The sequence below is a fragment of the Paenibacillus senegalensis JC66 genome, from assembly GCF_000285515.1.
GTDB classification, from domain to species: Bacteria; Bacillota; Bacilli; order Paenibacillales; family NBRC-103111; genus Paenibacillus_L; species Paenibacillus_L senegalensis.
Map to the genome: position 1 here is coordinate 1,325,570 of NZ_HE610957.1, position 17,306 is coordinate 1,342,875.

The window sequence follows — 17,306 nt, forward strand, 5'->3', positions numbered from 1 at the left end:
AAGAGCGATAAATCAACAACCTCGATTCCCCAGCTTTGCGTCACCTTACCGCATTTTTTAATAAGGTCCTAAAAGGGACTGTCCGAAAAGCGGCTGTTGCAGTCCGATAGTTAGCATAATCGCCCCGCAAGCAGCGGACCCGAGACCAGCGGCCCTGAGGCGATTGTATGCGAAATTGTTTGCGAAAGTGCATGTGAAAGGGTAAGCGAAATTGTATGCAAAATTGTTTGCGAAAACAGTCATGCCATTGAATTCTCAGGCACAACTCCGGCATGAAAATAACAAAGGTTGCCGGGGTTCGAGGGCACGCGGGCTTGTTCCTGCGTTTTGTACGAACTGTCGTACAAATTCATGCGTTTGAAGTGCGATTACCGGAGGTTTATATGAAACATCGTACAAATACAGGGATTGAACTGCGATTACCCAAGATTTGTATGACAAATCGTACAAACGCAGGAGATTGAAGTGCGATTACCCGAGATTTGTATGACAAATCGTACAAATGCAGGGCTTTAAGCTATTAAGGAGCTGCAGCCAGTGATCTAGACGAAATTGAAAAACCGCATACGTTTGCCGCCGAGCGGGGCGCGGATGCGAATGGTATGCAAAAAACCGCATACAATCGCCCCCGCAGTGCGATCGGAAGTAAATGGGGCCGTCCATCAGTCAGTTTATACTGACTGATGGACAGCCCCGGCCTTTTTATTTTAGAGACTTATTGAGAACAGCCCCCTTATATGGTATTACATATAACACAAGACTAGTAACACAAGACTAGGCTTCAAGTACAAACAGACGATGTGTCAATTTCTTCAGCTTTTGATCAATATGAACTCTGATTTCCTGCTCTGGTGTAGCATTGCGCAAATCTAAAAGCTGATTGATCTGGACGTAGAGCGAATCAATCTCGTTCTCGGCAGCCCGGTTTTGATAAATCCGTTCAAGTTCAGCCATTGAGTCTTTACGTTCGTAAACGACTCTGCTGATCTTGCCCTTTGCCTCAACAATCTTAACCACTGAGCCCTGTTCATAATGATAAATCATCGTGAAATGAGAGTATACCCGATTGACTATAGCATCGCCTTTAAACCGCGAAACGGCTTTGCGCATCAGGTTAGCCAGTTTGGGACTGCAAAGCTTGCAGGAGCCTAGACAGACATAACCTTCCGTAGTTCGTTCGAACGTCAATACAATGTCTTCACCAGATGCATCGTCATGCAGCACAAGATTTTGGCTTCCATTATCCATCACCATGACTTGCATACTGGCTTTATACCCTTCAAACAAGCGGATGAAATCGGTCATTTCGGCTTCTGATAACTTCAGGCAGGTCTTGACATATTCAGTCGCTAACCTTTGAGCCATAAAAATCCCTCAATTCTGTTTTTTAAAACAATACATGAATCAATTTCATAATTCCGCCTGATGTTTTAGTTATTATATATAAATTACATGATTTGTGTGTATCTATATACCCGTATCCAGCAGGCTATAATGAGCGTTATGAAATTGATCCACCTCTCACTACATTAATAATTATACTACAAATCGATTAATTATTCCTGCTTATTTTCCTAGTTTTCTAGTCATTTCGCGGAAAAAAGGTTGAAAAAAGGGCAGAAGCGGCAACCGGAAGCATTTTTTTTACGGATCGCTCCGTTCTCTTCCGATTCCCGCCTTAAGATTGGCTATGCTGTTCAATAATGGCCCAAAGCTCATCTTTCCCCATCCCGGTTTCAGATGAGAACATGATTAGAGGAATAGCGGGGTCTAATTGCAACGTTTCTTTTACCTGCTTGCTGTGCCTCGCCCATTTTCCTTTTGGAATTTTGTCGGCCTTAGTAGCCACTACACAGAGTGGAATTTCATGATAATGAAGCCATTCATACATCGCCTGATCGTCCTTCGTCGGTGGATGGCGCAGGTCAACCAGCAGCAATAAAAGCTTTAGCGGCTCACGCTCGAGCAAGTAACGTTCAATAAATTTACCCCACTCCGCACGCATCGTCTTAGACACCTTGGCGTACCCGTAACCGGGCAAATCGACAAAGAATAACTGTTCATTAATGCGATAGTAATTAAGCGTTTGCGTTTTTCCCGGCTGCGAGCTTGTCCGGGCCAAGTTTTTGCGTCCGAGCATCCGATTGATCAAAGAGCTTTTCCCGACATTAGAACGCCCTGCCAGAGCAATCTCTGGCAGAGCATCATTGGGGTATTGGGCAGAGCTGACAGCACTAATGACAAATTCCGCTTGCTTGATCTTCATTAAGGCTGCACCTGCTCTTCCCATTGTTCGTCGTGATGAGGAGCTACAGGCTCCTGCCGGCTAAATGGCTGCTCCACAAGAGCATGCTCCAGCACTTGATCCATATGACTCACCGGAATGAAAGTCAGCTCATCGCGAACGCTTTCCGGTATGTCCTGAATGTCCTTTTCATTGTCCTTCGGGAGCAGAATTTTTTTAATCCCGGCCCGGTGAGCAGCCAGGGATTTTTCCTTCAGCCCGCCAATGGGCAGCACTCTGCCGCGAAGGGTAATTTCCCCGGTCATGGCAACCTCGCGCGACACGGGAATTTCCGTCAGGGCCGAGATGAGCGCCGTAGCCATCGTTATTCCGGCAGAAGGACCGTCCTTCGGGATGGCCCCTTCCGGAATATGGATATGAATGTCATTTTTCTCATGAAAATCTGCAGCGATCCCCAATTCTCTTGCCTTGGAGCGTGTGTAGCTGAATGCCGCCTGGGCCGATTCCTTCATGACGTCACCGAGCTTACCGGTCAAGGTCAGCTTGCCGCTGCCGGGAACGATGCTGACCTCAATCACTAAAGTATCTCCGCCAGCCTCGGTCCAGGCAAGGCCGCTAACGGTACCAATCTGGTCTTCGACTTCTGCCATCCCGTAGCGGAACTTAGCCGGTCCTAAGAAATCTTTCAAATTCTCCTGATTGATTTCCACCTTCGTTAATTGCTCGGAAACTATTTTTTTGGCGCTTTTGCGGCACAGGCTGGCGATCTGCTGTTCCAGATTACGCACGCCGGCTTCACGCGTATATCTGCGGATAATTGTCGCTAATGCCTCATCCTCCAGCTCCAGCTGGCCTTCCTTCAATCCATGCTCGCTTTCCTGCTTCGGCAGGAGGTAGTGGCGGGCGATTTCCCGCTTCTCAAGCTCCGTATACCCCGGAATATAGAGCAGCTCCATCCGGTCCAGCAGCGGGCGAGGAATGTTATGCGCCGAATTCGCTGTCGTCACGAACATGACATTGGACAAGTCAAAAGGCAGTTCGATGTAATGATCGCTAAAAGTGCTGTTTTGCTCGGGATCTAATACTTCGAGCAGAGCGGATGCAGGGTCTCCCCTGAAATCCATCGCCATTTTGTCAATTTCGTCCAAGAGAAATACGGGGTTATTGCTTCCCGCTGTCTTCAAACCTTGAATAATCCGGCCGGGCATCGCTCCGACATAGGTTCTCCGGTGGCCGCGGATTTCCGCCTCGTCTCGAACACCGCCAAGCGATACTCGCACGAATTGACGCCCAAGAGCTCTCGAGATGGATCGAGCGATGGACGTTTTACCGACTCCGGGAGGTCCTACCAGACAAAGAATAGGCCCTTTCATTTTCTTCACCAGATTTTGTACCGCCAAATATTCCAGCACCCGTTCCTTCGGTTTTTCCAGTGCGAAGTGATCCTCGTGCAAAATCTGCTCCGCATGATCCAGGTCCAGATCATCCTCGGATTGCTTCGACCAGGGAAGGGCCAGCAGCCAGTCTATATAATTGCGGATAACTCCTCCCTCCGCGGAAGTGGCGGGCATTTTCTCCAGCCGGTCGATCTCCTTCAGCACTCGCTCGTGCGCCTTCTCCGGCAGCTCAGCTTCGGCTAATTGCGCTCTCAGCTCTTCTACCTCGCCAGCGCGGCCTTCCTTGTCTCCAAGCTCCTTCTGAATGGCCTTCATCTGTTCTCGCAAGTAATATTCCTTCTGGGTCTTTTCCATCTGCTTCTTGACCCTCTGGCTGATCTTGCGCTCCAGCTCCAGCACTTCCCGTTCATTGTTGAGAATATCCAAAAGCTTCTCCAAACGGGCTCTTACATTAACCGTCTCTAAAATTTCCTGCTTATCTTTAATTTTTAGAGATAAGTGGCTGCAAATCACGTCGGCTAACCGTCCTGGTTCTTCAATATCGGAAACAGCAGCCAAAGTTTCGGGTGTTACCTTCTTAGACAGGTTGATATAGTGTTCAAACTGGGTCAATACCGTTCTCATCAACGCGTCTATTTCAGGATCAGGAACCAGCTGTTCAGGCAGTTCCTTGATCTCTACCTCATAATATTCTGCAGTATCCTTGTATTCAAGAATTTCGGCGCGGATTATGCCCTCCACAAGCACCCGTATCGTTCCATTGGGCAGCTTAAGCATTTGCCTGACTTTGGAAACGGTGCCGATCCGATAAATATCGTCCTGGTCCGGCTCTTCCATGTTAGCTTCGGACTGGGAGCATAGGAGGATCAGACTATCTTCTACCATTGCTTTGTCCAACGCCTTAACGGACTTCTCACGTCCGACATCCAAGTGCAAAACCATGCTCGGATAAACCAACAGCCCCCTGAGTGGGAGCAAAGGCATTGTACGCACCTTTGTTCTGTTCCCCATCGTACAGCACCTCCGATGTACCTATCTTTTAGCTGTTAACCCATTTTATCAAAAGTTTTTTCAAAACACCAATTCGGCTGTTATCTTTAATTAAAATGATTGGCTTTCTACCCGTACAGCCGGGTTACTCCCCTACAGCCAGGCTGATCCGAGAGCCATTAATCAGGTTGCATTCGTTTCCTTGGAAACGGCCTGCATGTAGGTAATGCCTGGCGTGGCTGGTACATGAATCTCTTTGGAAAAAGGCAGCGGCTCATCCGTTTTCGGCTCGACCGCTTTCACCTCAATACCCAGCCCGAGGTTCAGCACTTCTTCTATCGTATGCACCGGGATGACTTCTACACCCTGCAAGCCGTCAAAAAGATCCTGCCAATTTTCAGCTGGTATCAGCACCCGAGTAGCTCCCGCTTGTAAAGCTGCCTCAACCTTGGCCACGACACCGCCCACCGGCTTAACACTTCCATGAATGCTGATTTCCCCTGTCATCGCTAATTTAGAGTCGACCGGGATGCGGTGAATCGCGGACACAATCGCAACGGCCATCGCAACCCCTGCCGAAGGTCCGTCAATTGGCGTTCCTCCGGGGAAGTTAATATGCAGATCATGGTCTTGCGGCCTTAAACCGAGTCTTTTCAGCACTGTCAGCACATTATCCACAGAACCGCGGGCCATACTTTTGCGGCGGATCGTCTTGGAGCTATTTCCCATCTCTTCCTCATCGACAACCCCGGTGATCGTAAATGATCCTCGTCCCGGGTCAGAGGGCATGGAGGTTACTTCGATTTCCAGCAGGGTTCCCAGATTAGGCCCGTATACCGCAAGTCCATTAACGAGTCCAATTTCCGGATTCTGCGCTACCTTTTTATCAGGTCTAGGCGGAATCTGACTGCTGTTTACAACCCATTCTACATCAGCCGCGCTCAGAACCTTCCGATTCTCTGTCATCGCAATCCCCGCGGCCAGTTGTATTATATTAACCGCTTCACGCCCATTTGTAGCATATCTCTTGACTACGCGGACCGCATCCGGAGCTTCCGGCAGTCCGATTTTCGCTACCGCATTGGCGGCTATTTCACCGATTTCATCCGGAGTTAGCGGCCTAAAGAAAATCTCCATACAGCGCGAGCGGATAGCTGGAGGTATTTCCTGAGGTGTCCGTGTAGTCGCTCCTACGAGACGAAAATCGGCTGGAAGCCCATTTTGAAAAATATCGTGGATATAACTCGGGATATTCGTGTCCTCCGAATTATAATAGGCGCTTTCCAGAAACACTTTGCGATCCTCAAGCACCTTTAATAATTTATTCATTTGAATAGGGTGCAGTTCCCCGATTTCATCAATAAACAAGATTCCCCCGTGAGCCTTAGTTACAGCGCCCGGCTTCGGCTGAGGAATTCCGGCTACCCCCATCGCTCCGGCACCTTGATAAATAGGATCATGAACAGAGCCAATTAACGGGTCCGCAATGCCTCTCTCGTCAAAGCGGGCGGTCGTAGCATCTATCTCCGTAAATGTCGATTCCTTCCGGAAGGGGGAGGCCGGGTTTTTCTTTGCTTCCTCCAATACGACCCTGGCTGCCGCCGTTTTTCCTACACCCGGAGGCCCATAAACCAGTACATGCTGCGGATTAGAACCGCACAGAGCAGCCTTCAGCGCCTTGAGCCCATCCATTTGACCAACGATATCGTCCATTGAGGTAGGGCGTGTTTTCTCCGCCAATGGCTTCGTCAGCGTGATGGCCCTCATTTTTCTTAGCTTTTCAACTTCTTTCTTGGATTCCCGATCTACGGCAATTCGGTTGGATTGCTGATTGCGCAGCAAATTCCAGAAATACAAACCTATAATAACCGCAAATACGAATTGTACTCCCATCAAGATCCAACTCAAACTCATAAACGAACCTCCAGTCCTACCCTTCATTGTGTCAAAATTTCTTTCCTCTAGTATTGCCGTTACTTGTAGCTCGTAGTCCCCGATATGGGCAAAGTTTTTTGTCTGAGCATTTTGCCAGTTTGATTTCAGAGGCTATAATATTGGGTGGAACCCATGCCCTGACGCTTGTTCTGCAGCAAAATAAGGACGACCGCAAGCGTTAGAATTTGAATCCCCTGATTCCGCCCAAATAAGGACACCCGCGAGCGTTAGAATTTGGGAACAGGTGCAGCTCCAATTGGAAAACCCGACTGCAAATGCAACGGGCATAGACATGGCTTTAGAGCCGGCTATACGACACGGCTACAGACTGACTGGCTGCGGACCTGGCTATATACTGGCTGTATTGGACCCATCATACCTCTTATGATTTTGCCACTCCTATGAATATTTCCTGAATAGGCGCCAACACTATCGGTTGAAATGTACTAAGGTGAGGATGATACGTTTATGCCCATCCGTTTAGGTTCCATCCTGCTGCTCCTGTTAACCTTGCTCTATTCAAGCTTCGCGCTGGCGAATCCGCCGGCGGAATCTTCTCCCATGCCGCTTTCGCCTGAAATTATCCCGCAGACCGATATCTTAATTGATGTGGGACACGGCGGTATTGATGGGGGGACCAGCTACAAAGAGCTGCTGGAAAAAAATTTGAACCTCGAACTGGCTCGTAAATTGTTCCAGGAATTGACCGAAAGAAATTATAGAGTAGTTATAAATCGCACAGGGGACTACGCTTTAAGCGAGGATAATGGCTGGAAAAAGCTGCGCTCGCGACATCGGCGGGATCTTGTGCAGCGCAAGGAAATCGTTAACCAGCTAAAGCCGAGTGTAATGGTAAGCCTGCATGTCAATTGGGCTTCTTCGCCATCAGAGTCGGGCGGAGTTGTCTTATATCAAAACAATCCCGAGAGCAAAGCTCTGGCTAAAGCTATTCAGCTATCATTGAATGATTTGTACGAACAAGATCATGCCCCCGTCTACGGCAAAACATTCTTCCTGCTCAAACACAGCAAAGTGCCTTCTGTTATAGTCGAGATGGGATTCATCTCAAGTCCGCAGGATCGCAAGAGATTGACCGAAGAACCGCTCCAGAAAGAGCTCGCGCGTTCAATTGCTGACGGCATTGTACAGTATTTGCAGACCACAGACGATTCCTCGCCGTCCACAGAATAGTTTCTTACTCACGTTAAAAAACCGCTGCCTGCTTAAGGTGGGCCCAACAGTTCGACTAGACCAGTCAACTGTGAAACCCTCTTAAGACGGCGAGCGGTTTATTTATGGTTATTGTGGATTGAAGAAGTGGCGCCTAATGCTTGCGGCCGGGAATGGTCCCGGTTTCTTCATATACTTTGACAATATGATCGATTTCTTTCTTCAGCTCGCTAACCAGCTCTGCTTCAGGCACTTTGCGGATCATTTCTCCGTAACGGAACAGGAGTCCCTCCCCGCGAGCCCCGGCGATGCCGATATCCGCTTCGCGCGCCTCTCCCGGGCCATTCACTGCACAGCCGAGAACGGAAACCTTGATCGGCACCTTGACGTTGGAAATATATTCCTCGACCTCATTGGCAATCGCGAACAGATCGATATCCAATCTTCCGCAAGTAGGACAGGAAATGAGAGTAGCGGCATTGGAGATCAGGCCAAAGGTCTTCAACAGCTCACGGGCTACCTTCACTTCTTCGACCGGATCTGCGCTTAGCGAGATCCGCACAGTAGAACCAATCCCCATGGAGAGCAGAGCGCCAATCCCGGCTGAACTCTTAATCGTTCCGGAATGAAGTGTCCCCGATTCCGTAATTCCAAGATGGAGCGGGTATCTAATCGTTTCGGCAGCAAGGGAATACGCCTGAATGGCCATAGGCACATCCGAAGCTTTCAGGGAAACGATAATGTCATGGAAGTCCAGCTCTTCGAGAATGCCAATATGGTACATCGCGCTTTCCACCATCGCTTCCGGCGTCGGGTATCCATATTTCTCGAGCAGATGCTTCTCAAGAGATCCCGCATTGACTCCTATGCGAATTGGAATGGACTTTTCCTTACAAGCCTTGACTACAGCCTCAACCCGATCCCGGCTGCCGATATTGCCCGGATTGATGCGAACCTTGTCTATCCCGTTCTCAATCGCTTTAAGAGCAAGACGGTAATCAAAATGAATATCGGCAACAAGCGGAATATGAATACGGCTTTTAATTTCTTTAATGGCTTCTGCCGCCTCCATATTATTAACGGTTACCCGAACCACCTGGCAGCCGGCTTCCTCGAGCCTGAGAATTTCAGCAACGGTCGCTTCCACATTTGCGGTTTTGGTTGTACACATGCTTTGAATAATAACATCATTATTCCCGCCGATGACCAGATCGCCCACTCGAACGGGAATGGTGTCGGTTCTATGGTACATTGGTATCTCTCTCCCATGACAGCAAACATCCCCCGCTCCGAATTCCATTAACTGGAACCAGATTGGAGGTGTTTGACCGGTAATAACTACCCTTTATGCACTTTCTTCTTTTTTCTTGTCACTATCCCCTGTCATCAGCATCGGTGCGATCTTTTCCTGTACTACTTCTTTAGTTACAAGACAGCTTTTCACATCGGTTCTGGACGGAATATCATACATGACATCGAGCATGATTTTCTCCAGGATCGCTCTTAGGCCGCGTGCTCCTGTATTCCGTTTGATAGCTTCCTGGGCAATCGCCTCAAGCGCCTCCTGCTGGAATTCCAGCTCGACGTTATCCAGTTCAAGAAGCTTCTGATACTGCTTGACAAGAGCGTTCTTCGGCTCCGACAGAATCCGGATCAGAGCAGCTTCATCCAGCGGCTCCAATGTGGAAATGTTCGGCAGACGCCCGATGAATTCCGGAATTAAGCCGAACTTGAGCAGGTCCTCCGGCAATACCATGGACAAATATTCTCCTGCTTTCAAATCCGCCTTTAAGCCGTCAGCCCCAAAGCCGATTACTTTCTTGCCGATCCGGCGCTTGATGATCGATTCCAGACCATCGAAAGCACCACCGCATATAAACAGAATGTTCGTAGTGTCAATCTGAATAAATTCCTGGTGAGGATGCTTGCGTCCGCCCTGCGGAGGTACGGAGGCAACCGTGCCCTCTAAAATTTTCAACAGTGCCTGTTGTACACCCTCGCCGGACACATCACGGGTGATTGACGGATTCTCTGACTTGCGCGCTACCTTATCAATCTCATCGATATAGATAATACCGCGTTCCGCCTTCTCCACATCGTAATCCGATGCCTGGATAAGCTTGAGCAGAATGTTCTCCACATCCTCACCCACATAACCGGCTTCGGTAAGTGATGTCGCATCGGCAATCGCAAACGGCACATTCAAAATTTTAGCCAAGGTTTGAGCAAGCAGCGTTTTTCCGCTTCCTGTAGGTCCTAAAAGCAGGATGTTGCTCTTTTGGAGCTCGACATCATCAGCCTTACTCTGGGAGTTAATTCTTTTGTAGTGGTTATAGACCGCAACAGAAAGAGATTTCTTCGCTTGGTCCTGACCGATGACATAAGAATCAAGAATATTGCGGATTTCTTTCGGCTTTGGAATGTCCTTCAGATCGAGCTCTTCCTCATGTCCGAGTTCTTCTTCCACAATTTCAGTACAAAGCTCAATACACTCATCACAAATATATACACCCGGACCAGCTACCAGCTTGCGCACCTGGTCTTGGGATTTTCCGCAAAAAGAGCACTTCAACTGGCCTTTTTCTTCATTAAATTTGAACATTAGCTCACCCCTGTTCCTTTCAAATCTTGCCGGTGATGACTTTATCAATGATGCCGTATTCTTTGGCCTCTTCGGCAGTCATGAAAAAGTCCCGGTCAGTATCCCTCTCGATCACTTCCAGCGGCTGTTTCGTCCGCTCTACATAAATCCGATTCAGCTTCTCACGAGTTCGGATAATCCAATCGGCATGAATTTTAATATCCGCCGCCTGCCCTCTTACACCGCCTAAAGGCTGGTGAATCATCACCTCACTGTTAGGAAGCGCGTAACGCTTTCCAGGGGCTCCGGCTGTGAGCAAAAGGGAACCCATGCTGGCTGCCATTCCTACACAAATAGTAGAGACGTCAGGCTTAATATGGTGCATGGTATCAAAAATACCCATTCCGGCCGTAATGGAACCACCGGGTGAATTGATATACAGATGGATATCCTGCTCCGGATCTTGAGCAGCCAAAAACAGCAGCTGGGCGATAACCAGGTTGGCTACATCGTCATCAATGGCGCTCCCTATAAAAACGATCCGGTCTTTAAGCAACCGGGAATAGATGTCGTACGATCGCTCCCCGCGAGCTTCCTGCTCAACGACCATTGGAATCAATGCCATGGATTTCCCCTCCTTATCCTAAATAAAGCTGATTGTAAGGTGTGAATCAACTTCATTCTATCATGTTTGCCTTTTTGTGTCATTTCCACACCTGTTCCCGCACAATTTTAATTAAAAAAAGTTAAGTCGGGTTAAAAGAAAGGCACGTTCTAGACGCGCCTTTGCTGTTAAAGGTATAGGTTTACTTGTCTTCGGAAGCTGCTTCCGCACTTTCTTCATTATCCTGCTGCTGTACGGCTTTGCCGTTCTCGACCAGGAAATCAATTGTTTTGCGAATGACGAGATCTTTCCCTATGCTGTCCAGACTTCCGTTCGCCTGCAAAATGCCGCGAATTTCATCAGCCGTGCGTTGATAAGCAGCAGCCATCTTCTCGATTTCTTCGTTGATCTCTTCTTCCGAAGCTTCCAGGTTCTCCGCAGTTCCGATGGCTTCCAATACGAGATTATTGCGAACGCGCTTCTCGGCATCTCCCTGCATCTGTGCTTTCAATGCCTCTTCATCCTGCCCGGAGAACTGGTAGTACATATCCAGTGTCATTCCTTGCATTCTCAAGCGGTTCTCGAAATCCCTCAGCATATTACCTACTTCGTTGTCCACCATAACTTGCGGAACATCAACCTGAGCGGCTTCTGCAGCTTTGTTCACGACAACTTCCTGAATCTGATTGCGGTTGCTTTGTTCCTTTCTTTCCTTCAGCTTGCTGCTGAGATCCTGCTTGAACTCTTCCAAGGTTTCAAATTCGCTCACGTCCATTGCGAATTCGTCATCCAGCTCAGGAAGATTTTTGCGCTTGATTTCATGAACCTTTACTTTGAAGGTTGCTTCTTGTCCTTTCAGATTATCGGCCTGATAATCTTCGGGGAAAGTAACCTGAATGTCTTTCTCCTCATCTTTAGCCATGCCGACAAGCTGGTCTTCAAAGCCTGGAATAAAGCTGTTAGAGCCGAGTTCCAACGAGTATTTCTCCGCTTTGCCGCCCTCAAAGGCCTCGCCGTTTAAAAAGCCTTCGAAATCAATGACAACCGTGTCACCCTGCTCAGCCGTTCCTTCTTCAAGGACAATCAGTTCAGCATGACGCTGCTGCAGCTTCTCTAGCTCAGAGGCAATCTCAGCCTCGGTTACTTCGGAGCTCAGTTCAGGGTACTCCAGTCCCTTATATTCGCCGAGTTCAACCTCTGGCTTCACTTCTACCTTGGCCTTAAACTTCAAAGCCTGTCCCTTGCCAATTTGCTCGACATCAATTTCAGGACGATCAATCGGCTCAATTCCTGTTTCCTCTACGGCCTGTATGTAGGCGTCTGGAAGCAGAATGTCCAAAGCATCCTGATAAAGGCTCTCCGCACCGAATCTTTGTTCAAAAATAGGGCGCGGCACTTTGCCTCTACGGAATCCCGGAACATTGATTTTCTTAACAACTTTCTTAAAGGCTTTATCCAATGCTTCGGCAAATTGCTCGGCATTGACTTCAACGGTAAGAACACCGTGGTTCTTCTCTATTTTTTCCCAGCTTGCTTTCATTTTATGCCTTCCCCTCCAAAAATGTACCTACTTTTCACGCTTCAGCTAACATAACCATTCCATTATATCATAAAACGATTCCATTTCAAGAATCGGTTATCCGCCCGGAAAAACATTGGCCTTGAATTCTCTAAACGTCTGCAGAGCCTTTAGCAAAGTGAATTTGAGCTGCTCGGTGATGCCATATTTATCGGTCTTTTCCTGTTCATCGCTGCTTCCAAACATCGTTTCTTCGAGCAGGATATGAAAAGCGCAGGCCCAGGCATCGGCCTCCTCCGTCTCCAGAACAAGGAGTTCGTCATAGATCGGTGTTCCGTAAATGTAAGCCAAAAACTCCTGCCAGGTTTCAGTAGCAAAATAAGACAGATTCGGATCGTTAACTTCACTAATCGACAACAGCCGTTCTACAATTTGTTTAATTTGTGCCGGAAAGTCCTCTATGGAGGACGGAGTGTCTTGAATCATTAGATGAACCGGCTCGCCAAGCTTGTTCAGTTCAACGACTCCTTCCTCGCCTCTCCGCTTCAGTATTTGCAGGCATTTGAATTGCAGCATGGGCGGAAGAGCAGCCTCCGGAAGCCATTGCTTCAAAACCTGGTTGATCTTCGGATGATCGAGATAGGCCAGCTGCTCCAGAGCAAGAGTCTGTTTGGCTATCGATGCCCCCTCCTGCAAAATCGCAAGCAGGTTCTCCGCATAATGCTGGTCATCTCTGCTCTTCGCAGCCAATGCCTTCTCGCGCATGTCCTCTTCATTTTCACTATAGTCCGCTTCTTCCTCTAGGGAGCCTTTCATCCATTCACCCTGCATTGATTTCAGCCATCCCAGCAGTGATTCCCATTCTTCGTCCGTACGTGAATCCCCGCTGTTACACTGCACCAGAAATTCGAGCAGCTCTATTGCTTCTTTATAACGTTCGCCTTCCAGCATCCGCGTTATTTCGATCTGATAATAATCAATCGTCTTCGGAAACAGAATGACGTTGTCTTTCACCACGCTCATTTAATCAATCACCACCTTCTCAACTGGAAATACAAGGTTAGCTAGATAGTACCGTTTTCATTACCTAATTGCAAAATCAATCTTGGAATTCTAAATAAATTATATGGGGAATAGCAAACCATTCTCCCTGGACAGCATTAAAAAATCGATTCATCAAAAAAATATTCATAGCACGTATTGACATTTCTTTTTTGGCTATGCTATTATAACTCTTGCTTGTTGCAAAAACCAAGCAGCATTTTCGAGCAAGTCCCAGTAGCTCAGCTGGATAGAGCAACGGCCTTCTAAGCCGTGTGTCGGGAGTTCGAATCTCTCCTGGGACGCATATTCTGTATTGTAAAATAAGCATTTTATGCTGTTAAATGAAACGGTCTAATCAACGGATCACATTTAACCACATAGAAGGCTTATTTTTTTTGCAAAGCCCGATAAGAACACCATTGAAAAGCCGAACATCCTCTCCTTCATTTATTATCGAATATTACAAATGATCAGATAAAAAACCATCGGCACTGCAATCTGGAGCTTGGCGAGTTTTCGCCAAGTATTTTTTTATTTAGCGCTGTAACAAAAAAGCGGCTAAGCGACACTAACAATTATAAAAAGCTCAGCGAGGAGGTGTGTGGGTGGTAGAGCAGATAGAGGAAATATATCGGCTGTATTACCAAGAGCTGTACCGTTTTATTAGAGCGCGCTGCGTACAGCCGGATATGGTCGATGATATCATCCAGACCACATTTCTTGAGGCGCTTAAGAACATGGAACAGTACAGGGGTGAAGCCTCGCTGAAAACATGGCTGTTCGGTATTGCTAAGCATCAGCTGTACCGGCATTACCGAAAAGCGGGAAAACCGCTGCAAAATATCGATGATGTTACCAAGGCCCAGGCTGAAGAGGCCAGTCATCGCGATGATGTGGAAAACAAGATGCTGGCTGAGGACCTTTTAGCACAGATCAATAAGCTCTCTCCTCCTCTTAATGAAATCATGTGGTTGAGATTAGTCCGCGATCTTTCATTCGATGAAATTGCCAAAAGGGTCGGAAAAAGCGCCAATTACTGCCGAGTCAATTATTACCGCGTCAGGCAGAAGCTTAGAAAGGAGATGGCACCATGAGCAAATGCAGAATTGCCCAAGATCTAATACCGCTCGTCATAGAGGAGCTGGCTGCGGAGGAAAGCGAGGCATTTGTCCGGCAGCATATTTCTGAATGTGAGGAATGCAGAGATTACTTCAAGGCTGTACAGGAAGACTTTGATGCGCGCACAGAAGCTGTCCCGGATAATCAGGCTAAAGTAAATCAGCTCGGCTCTCAGCTCGCCAAATACCAAAATCGCATCAAGCTCGGTGGCGTACTGGCGGCTATGCTGCTTTCCTGTATCGTTACGGGGGCGAGTGTCGAATTTTTGTACACTCTGCCGCTCTTAATTCTGACCCCCTTCGCATGCCGATTATATTATGGGAAGATGCTGCCGATTCTTGCTGCTTCACTTGTTTTTGGCGGGGCAGGGGCAATTTTAAGTGATTTTCATTCCAGCTATATTCCGTTTTTCGCCCTGCTGGCCTTCGTTTTTGCCTGCATGGGGATTGGTATCGCCGAACTGTGCAAACTCGCATTCCGCCAACGGAAGCTGCTTGGCAAATCCATTCTTGGCTTGCTCGCTGGAGGCCTGCTCATCGCAAGCTGCCTCGGTTATTTTTCTTTTTTCGGGAATCCGGTAGGCTATATGGAAGCGATGGTCAAGTCCAGAAACTATGTGAATCAAACTTATGAACAAGGAACGCTCGTATTTAAAGGTGTCGGGTTCGATTTCAAAACCAAAAACCATTTCGGAAAATTTGAGTATGTCTTAAATGGAACCAGACAAGTCGCCGCAGTGGAAATTATGAAAAATGATGAACTATACGACCATTATCAATATGTACTGGAGACCCGGTTTATCGCTGAACGCAGCAGCGCACTGAAATCCTGGATTACCGCGGCGGTCGATTACTTGCCCGTAACAATTGCCGCCGAGCCGGAGGAAAACCTGAACGTTACCCGTGATATGCTGAGTGAGGTTTTCGATAATTTGTCCTACGACCCCGTGAGGCGCAGTGAAGCAGCAGTGCATAGACAAACGGAAAGCGCGAAGCTGAACTACGTCATCTCTATCGGAGCGTATGCTGACGAAATGGAAAGGCTGCCGGAGGAATCATTCTCAACTTATGCCCGTGCGATCCAAGAAGTTCTGCACCGGTACGATGTGCCTTATCATTCAATCCAGCTGCAAGCTCTAACAATGAATGGAAATGTGCAGTGCTTTACAATTTCAGCCCATTGACGGGGCAAAATTCAACACGACCAGGAGTGAGGACATTTCGGAGCACCCTTCTCTCGATGAGCGGGGTGCTTTGCTATGCCTGATGGTTTGCGTGCGCCCTCTCTTATCTATATCGGATTACTTCATTCCTCCCCCTGTTTCCGCATCTTACCCGTGGCGATTAAGATATTCGCGCGGGTGTTCCAGTTTCCTGAGAGGATCGCGAAGAATACTTGGTCAATTATTGTTCTTGTAATATGGGGCATAATAACGTTAATTCAAAAAATTCATGGTTCAATCTCAGAAAATATATGGATCAGTCCCAAGAAATTCGAGACTGCTCATCATACGAGCATTTTAAATGAAGCAAAAACAAAGAAATGCTAATTCTGCCAAGGGAGATAAAATAATGGATAAAGAAATGCACTACGGAAGCGATTATAAATATATTCCGGCAACATCAATTGGAAGCGGTGCGGGAATTGAGGTGATGCCTGATTTGTTTTGTTACACCGTGCAGATCGTTAACCTCTGTTTTGCCGGAAATCCCGATCATCAGGAATTTGTGATAGTGGATGCTGGAATGCCACACTCGGCGGATGAGATTATTGCGGTCGCTGAAGAACGATTTGGTGCAAATAGCCGGCCTAAAGCTATCATTTTGACTCACGGCCATTTTGATCATGTCGGTGCCGTAATTGATCTGGTCAAGCATTGGGATGTTCCGGTCTATGCCCATCAACTGGAAATGCCTTTCCTGACAGGCCAGAAAAGCTATCCGGACCCGGACCCGACCGTTGAAGGGGGCATGGTGGCGAAATTGTCCCCCCTATTCCCCAACGAACCGATCGATTTAGGAAGCCATGTGCGCATGCTTGCAGCTGATGGAACCGTTCCACATATGCCGGATTTTAAATGGATTCATACTCCGGGGCATACACCAGGCCACATCTCGCTGTTTAGGGAAAAGGATCGAACGTTAATTGCAGGAGACGCTTTTGTTACTGTAAAACAGGAGTACCTCTATAAAGTAATAACCCAGGAGCAGGAAATTAGCGGACCTCCACGGTATTTGACTACGGACTGGAAATCCGCCCAGCAATCGGTCGTTAAGCTAGAGGCACTGCAGCCTGCGGCAGCGGTTACGGGGCACGGTCTACCCATGTCTGGTGAACTGCTGACTACAAGCCTGAAGAAATTGGTTAAAGAATTTGCTGAGATTGCTGTGCCGGATTACGGAAAATATGTAGGCCAAATAGACCGAAAAACGCATTGAGAACCGGATAAGCATCGATCGACCCGCCGTCATGCAGCGCAACATCGCCTGCGGGTCTGCTTTTTCATCAAGGTTATTTGATTGAAATGGAGCATGCGGGGGTGTTTGCTGGGTGTTCACGATTGTTCAGCGGTTGTTTTCCTATCATAGCCCGGTGGTGTCCTGGGTCATTCTCCGCGAAACATCCTGTCAACTGGGATGCTGTCAGCGGCGAATTTATACGATTTTCCGCATATGTTCCCTTTGTTTTGCACTTTACTTCCT

At 47.8% G+C, this 17,306-nt stretch carries 13 protein-coding genes and 1 tRNA gene; 5 read left to right on the plus strand and 9 right to left on the minus strand.

All coding sequences use genetic code 11. The features are described from left to right. Window positions 1-774 precede the first annotated feature (774 nt). The 4 genes from PSHG_RS06195 to lonB form a co-directional block, all read right to left on the minus strand. On the minus strand, window positions 775-1,365 hold the full coding sequence (locus tag PSHG_RS06195; RefSeq protein WP_010270909.1) for a hypothetical protein: 591 nt from the start codon (window positions 1,363-1,365) through the stop codon (window positions 775-777). Between the two features lie 313 nt (window positions 1,366-1,678). Continuing rightward, window positions 1,679-2,266 carry a ribosome biogenesis GTP-binding protein YihA/YsxC gene (yihA, locus tag PSHG_RS06200; RefSeq protein ID WP_010270910.1) on the minus strand — a complete coding sequence of 196 codons (588 nt, stop codon included), beginning with the start codon at window positions 2,264-2,266 and terminating at the stop codon, window positions 1,679-1,681. After that, the gene (lon, locus tag PSHG_RS06205) at window positions 2,266-4,653 is read right to left on the minus strand and encodes an endopeptidase La (RefSeq protein WP_010270911.1); all 2,388 of its coding nucleotides are present in this window, start codon (window positions 4,651-4,653) and stop codon (window positions 2,266-2,268) included. Before lon ends, yihA begins: the two co-directional genes overlap by 1 nt. 162 nt (window positions 4,654-4,815) lie before the next feature. Further along, the gene (gene lonB / locus PSHG_RS06210; RefSeq protein WP_010270912.1) at window positions 4,816-6,546 is read right to left on the minus strand and encodes an ATP-dependent protease LonB; all 1,731 of its coding nucleotides are present in this window, start codon (window positions 6,544-6,546) and stop codon (window positions 4,816-4,818) included. A 489-nt stretch (window positions 6,547-7,035) separates the two neighbouring features. Here lonB and PSHG_RS26700 point away from each other — a divergent pair, with 489 nt between their 5' ends. Continuing rightward, window positions 7,036-7,758 carry an N-acetylmuramoyl-L-alanine amidase family protein gene (locus tag PSHG_RS26700; RefSeq protein ID WP_010270913.1) on the plus strand — a complete coding sequence of 241 codons (723 nt, stop codon included), beginning with the start codon at window positions 7,036-7,038 and terminating at the stop codon, window positions 7,756-7,758. A 133-nt stretch (window positions 7,759-7,891) separates the two neighbouring features. On the opposite strand, the gene ispG is transcribed toward PSHG_RS26700, so the two are convergent. The 5 genes from ispG to PSHG_RS06240 form a co-directional block, all read right to left on the minus strand. Beyond that, the gene (gene ispG, locus PSHG_RS06220; RefSeq protein WP_010270915.1) at window positions 7,892-8,989 is read right to left on the minus strand and encodes a flavodoxin-dependent (E)-4-hydroxy-3-methylbut-2-enyl-diphosphate synthase; all 1,098 of its coding nucleotides are present in this window, start codon (window positions 8,987-8,989) and stop codon (window positions 7,892-7,894) included. A gap of 93 nt (window positions 8,990-9,082) precedes the next feature. Then, window positions 9,083-10,339 (minus strand): ATP-dependent protease ATP-binding subunit ClpX, encoded by a 1,257-nt coding sequence (gene clpX / locus PSHG_RS06225; protein ID WP_010270917.1) that lies wholly within the window; start codon window positions 10,337-10,339, stop codon window positions 9,083-9,085. Window positions 10,340-10,358: 19 nt separating this feature from the next. Beyond that, entirely contained in the window at window positions 10,359-10,943 is a 585-nt protein-coding gene (gene clpP / locus PSHG_RS06230; protein WP_010270920.1) for an ATP-dependent Clp endopeptidase proteolytic subunit ClpP, read from the minus strand. 181 nt (window positions 10,944-11,124) lie between these two features. Continuing rightward, window positions 11,125-12,462, minus strand: a complete 1,338-nt coding sequence (gene tig / locus PSHG_RS06235; RefSeq protein WP_010270922.1) for a trigger factor — start codon at window positions 12,460-12,462, stop codon at window positions 11,125-11,127. A 96-nt stretch (window positions 12,463-12,558) separates the two neighbouring features. Then, window positions 12,559-13,464 (minus strand): hypothetical protein, encoded by a 906-nt coding sequence (locus PSHG_RS06240; RefSeq protein ID WP_010270924.1) that lies wholly within the window; start codon window positions 13,462-13,464, stop codon window positions 12,559-12,561. 249 nt (window positions 13,465-13,713) lie between these two features. On the opposite strand from PSHG_RS06240, the gene PSHG_RS06250 reads away from it, so the two are divergent. From PSHG_RS06250 to PSHG_RS06270, 4 genes are all read left to right on the plus strand, one after another. Then, window positions 13,714-13,787 (plus strand) — tRNA-Arg (locus tag PSHG_RS06250). 303 nt (window positions 13,788-14,090) lie between these two features. Beyond that, window positions 14,091-14,579, plus strand: coding sequence for an RNA polymerase sigma factor (locus tag PSHG_RS06255; protein ID WP_010270927.1), 489 nt, complete (start codon window positions 14,091-14,093; stop codon window positions 14,577-14,579). Then, window positions 14,576-15,787 (plus strand): zf-HC2 domain-containing protein, encoded by a 1,212-nt coding sequence (locus PSHG_RS06260; RefSeq protein ID WP_010270928.1) that lies wholly within the window; start codon window positions 14,576-14,578, stop codon window positions 15,785-15,787. Before PSHG_RS06255 ends, PSHG_RS06260 begins: the two co-directional genes overlap by 4 nt. 388 nt (window positions 15,788-16,175) lie before the next feature. Beyond that, a complete protein-coding gene (locus tag PSHG_RS06270; protein WP_010270933.1) occupies window positions 16,176-17,042 on the plus strand; it encodes an MBL fold metallo-hydrolase in 867 nt (288 codons plus the stop codon). Window positions 17,043-17,306 lie beyond the last annotated feature (264 nt).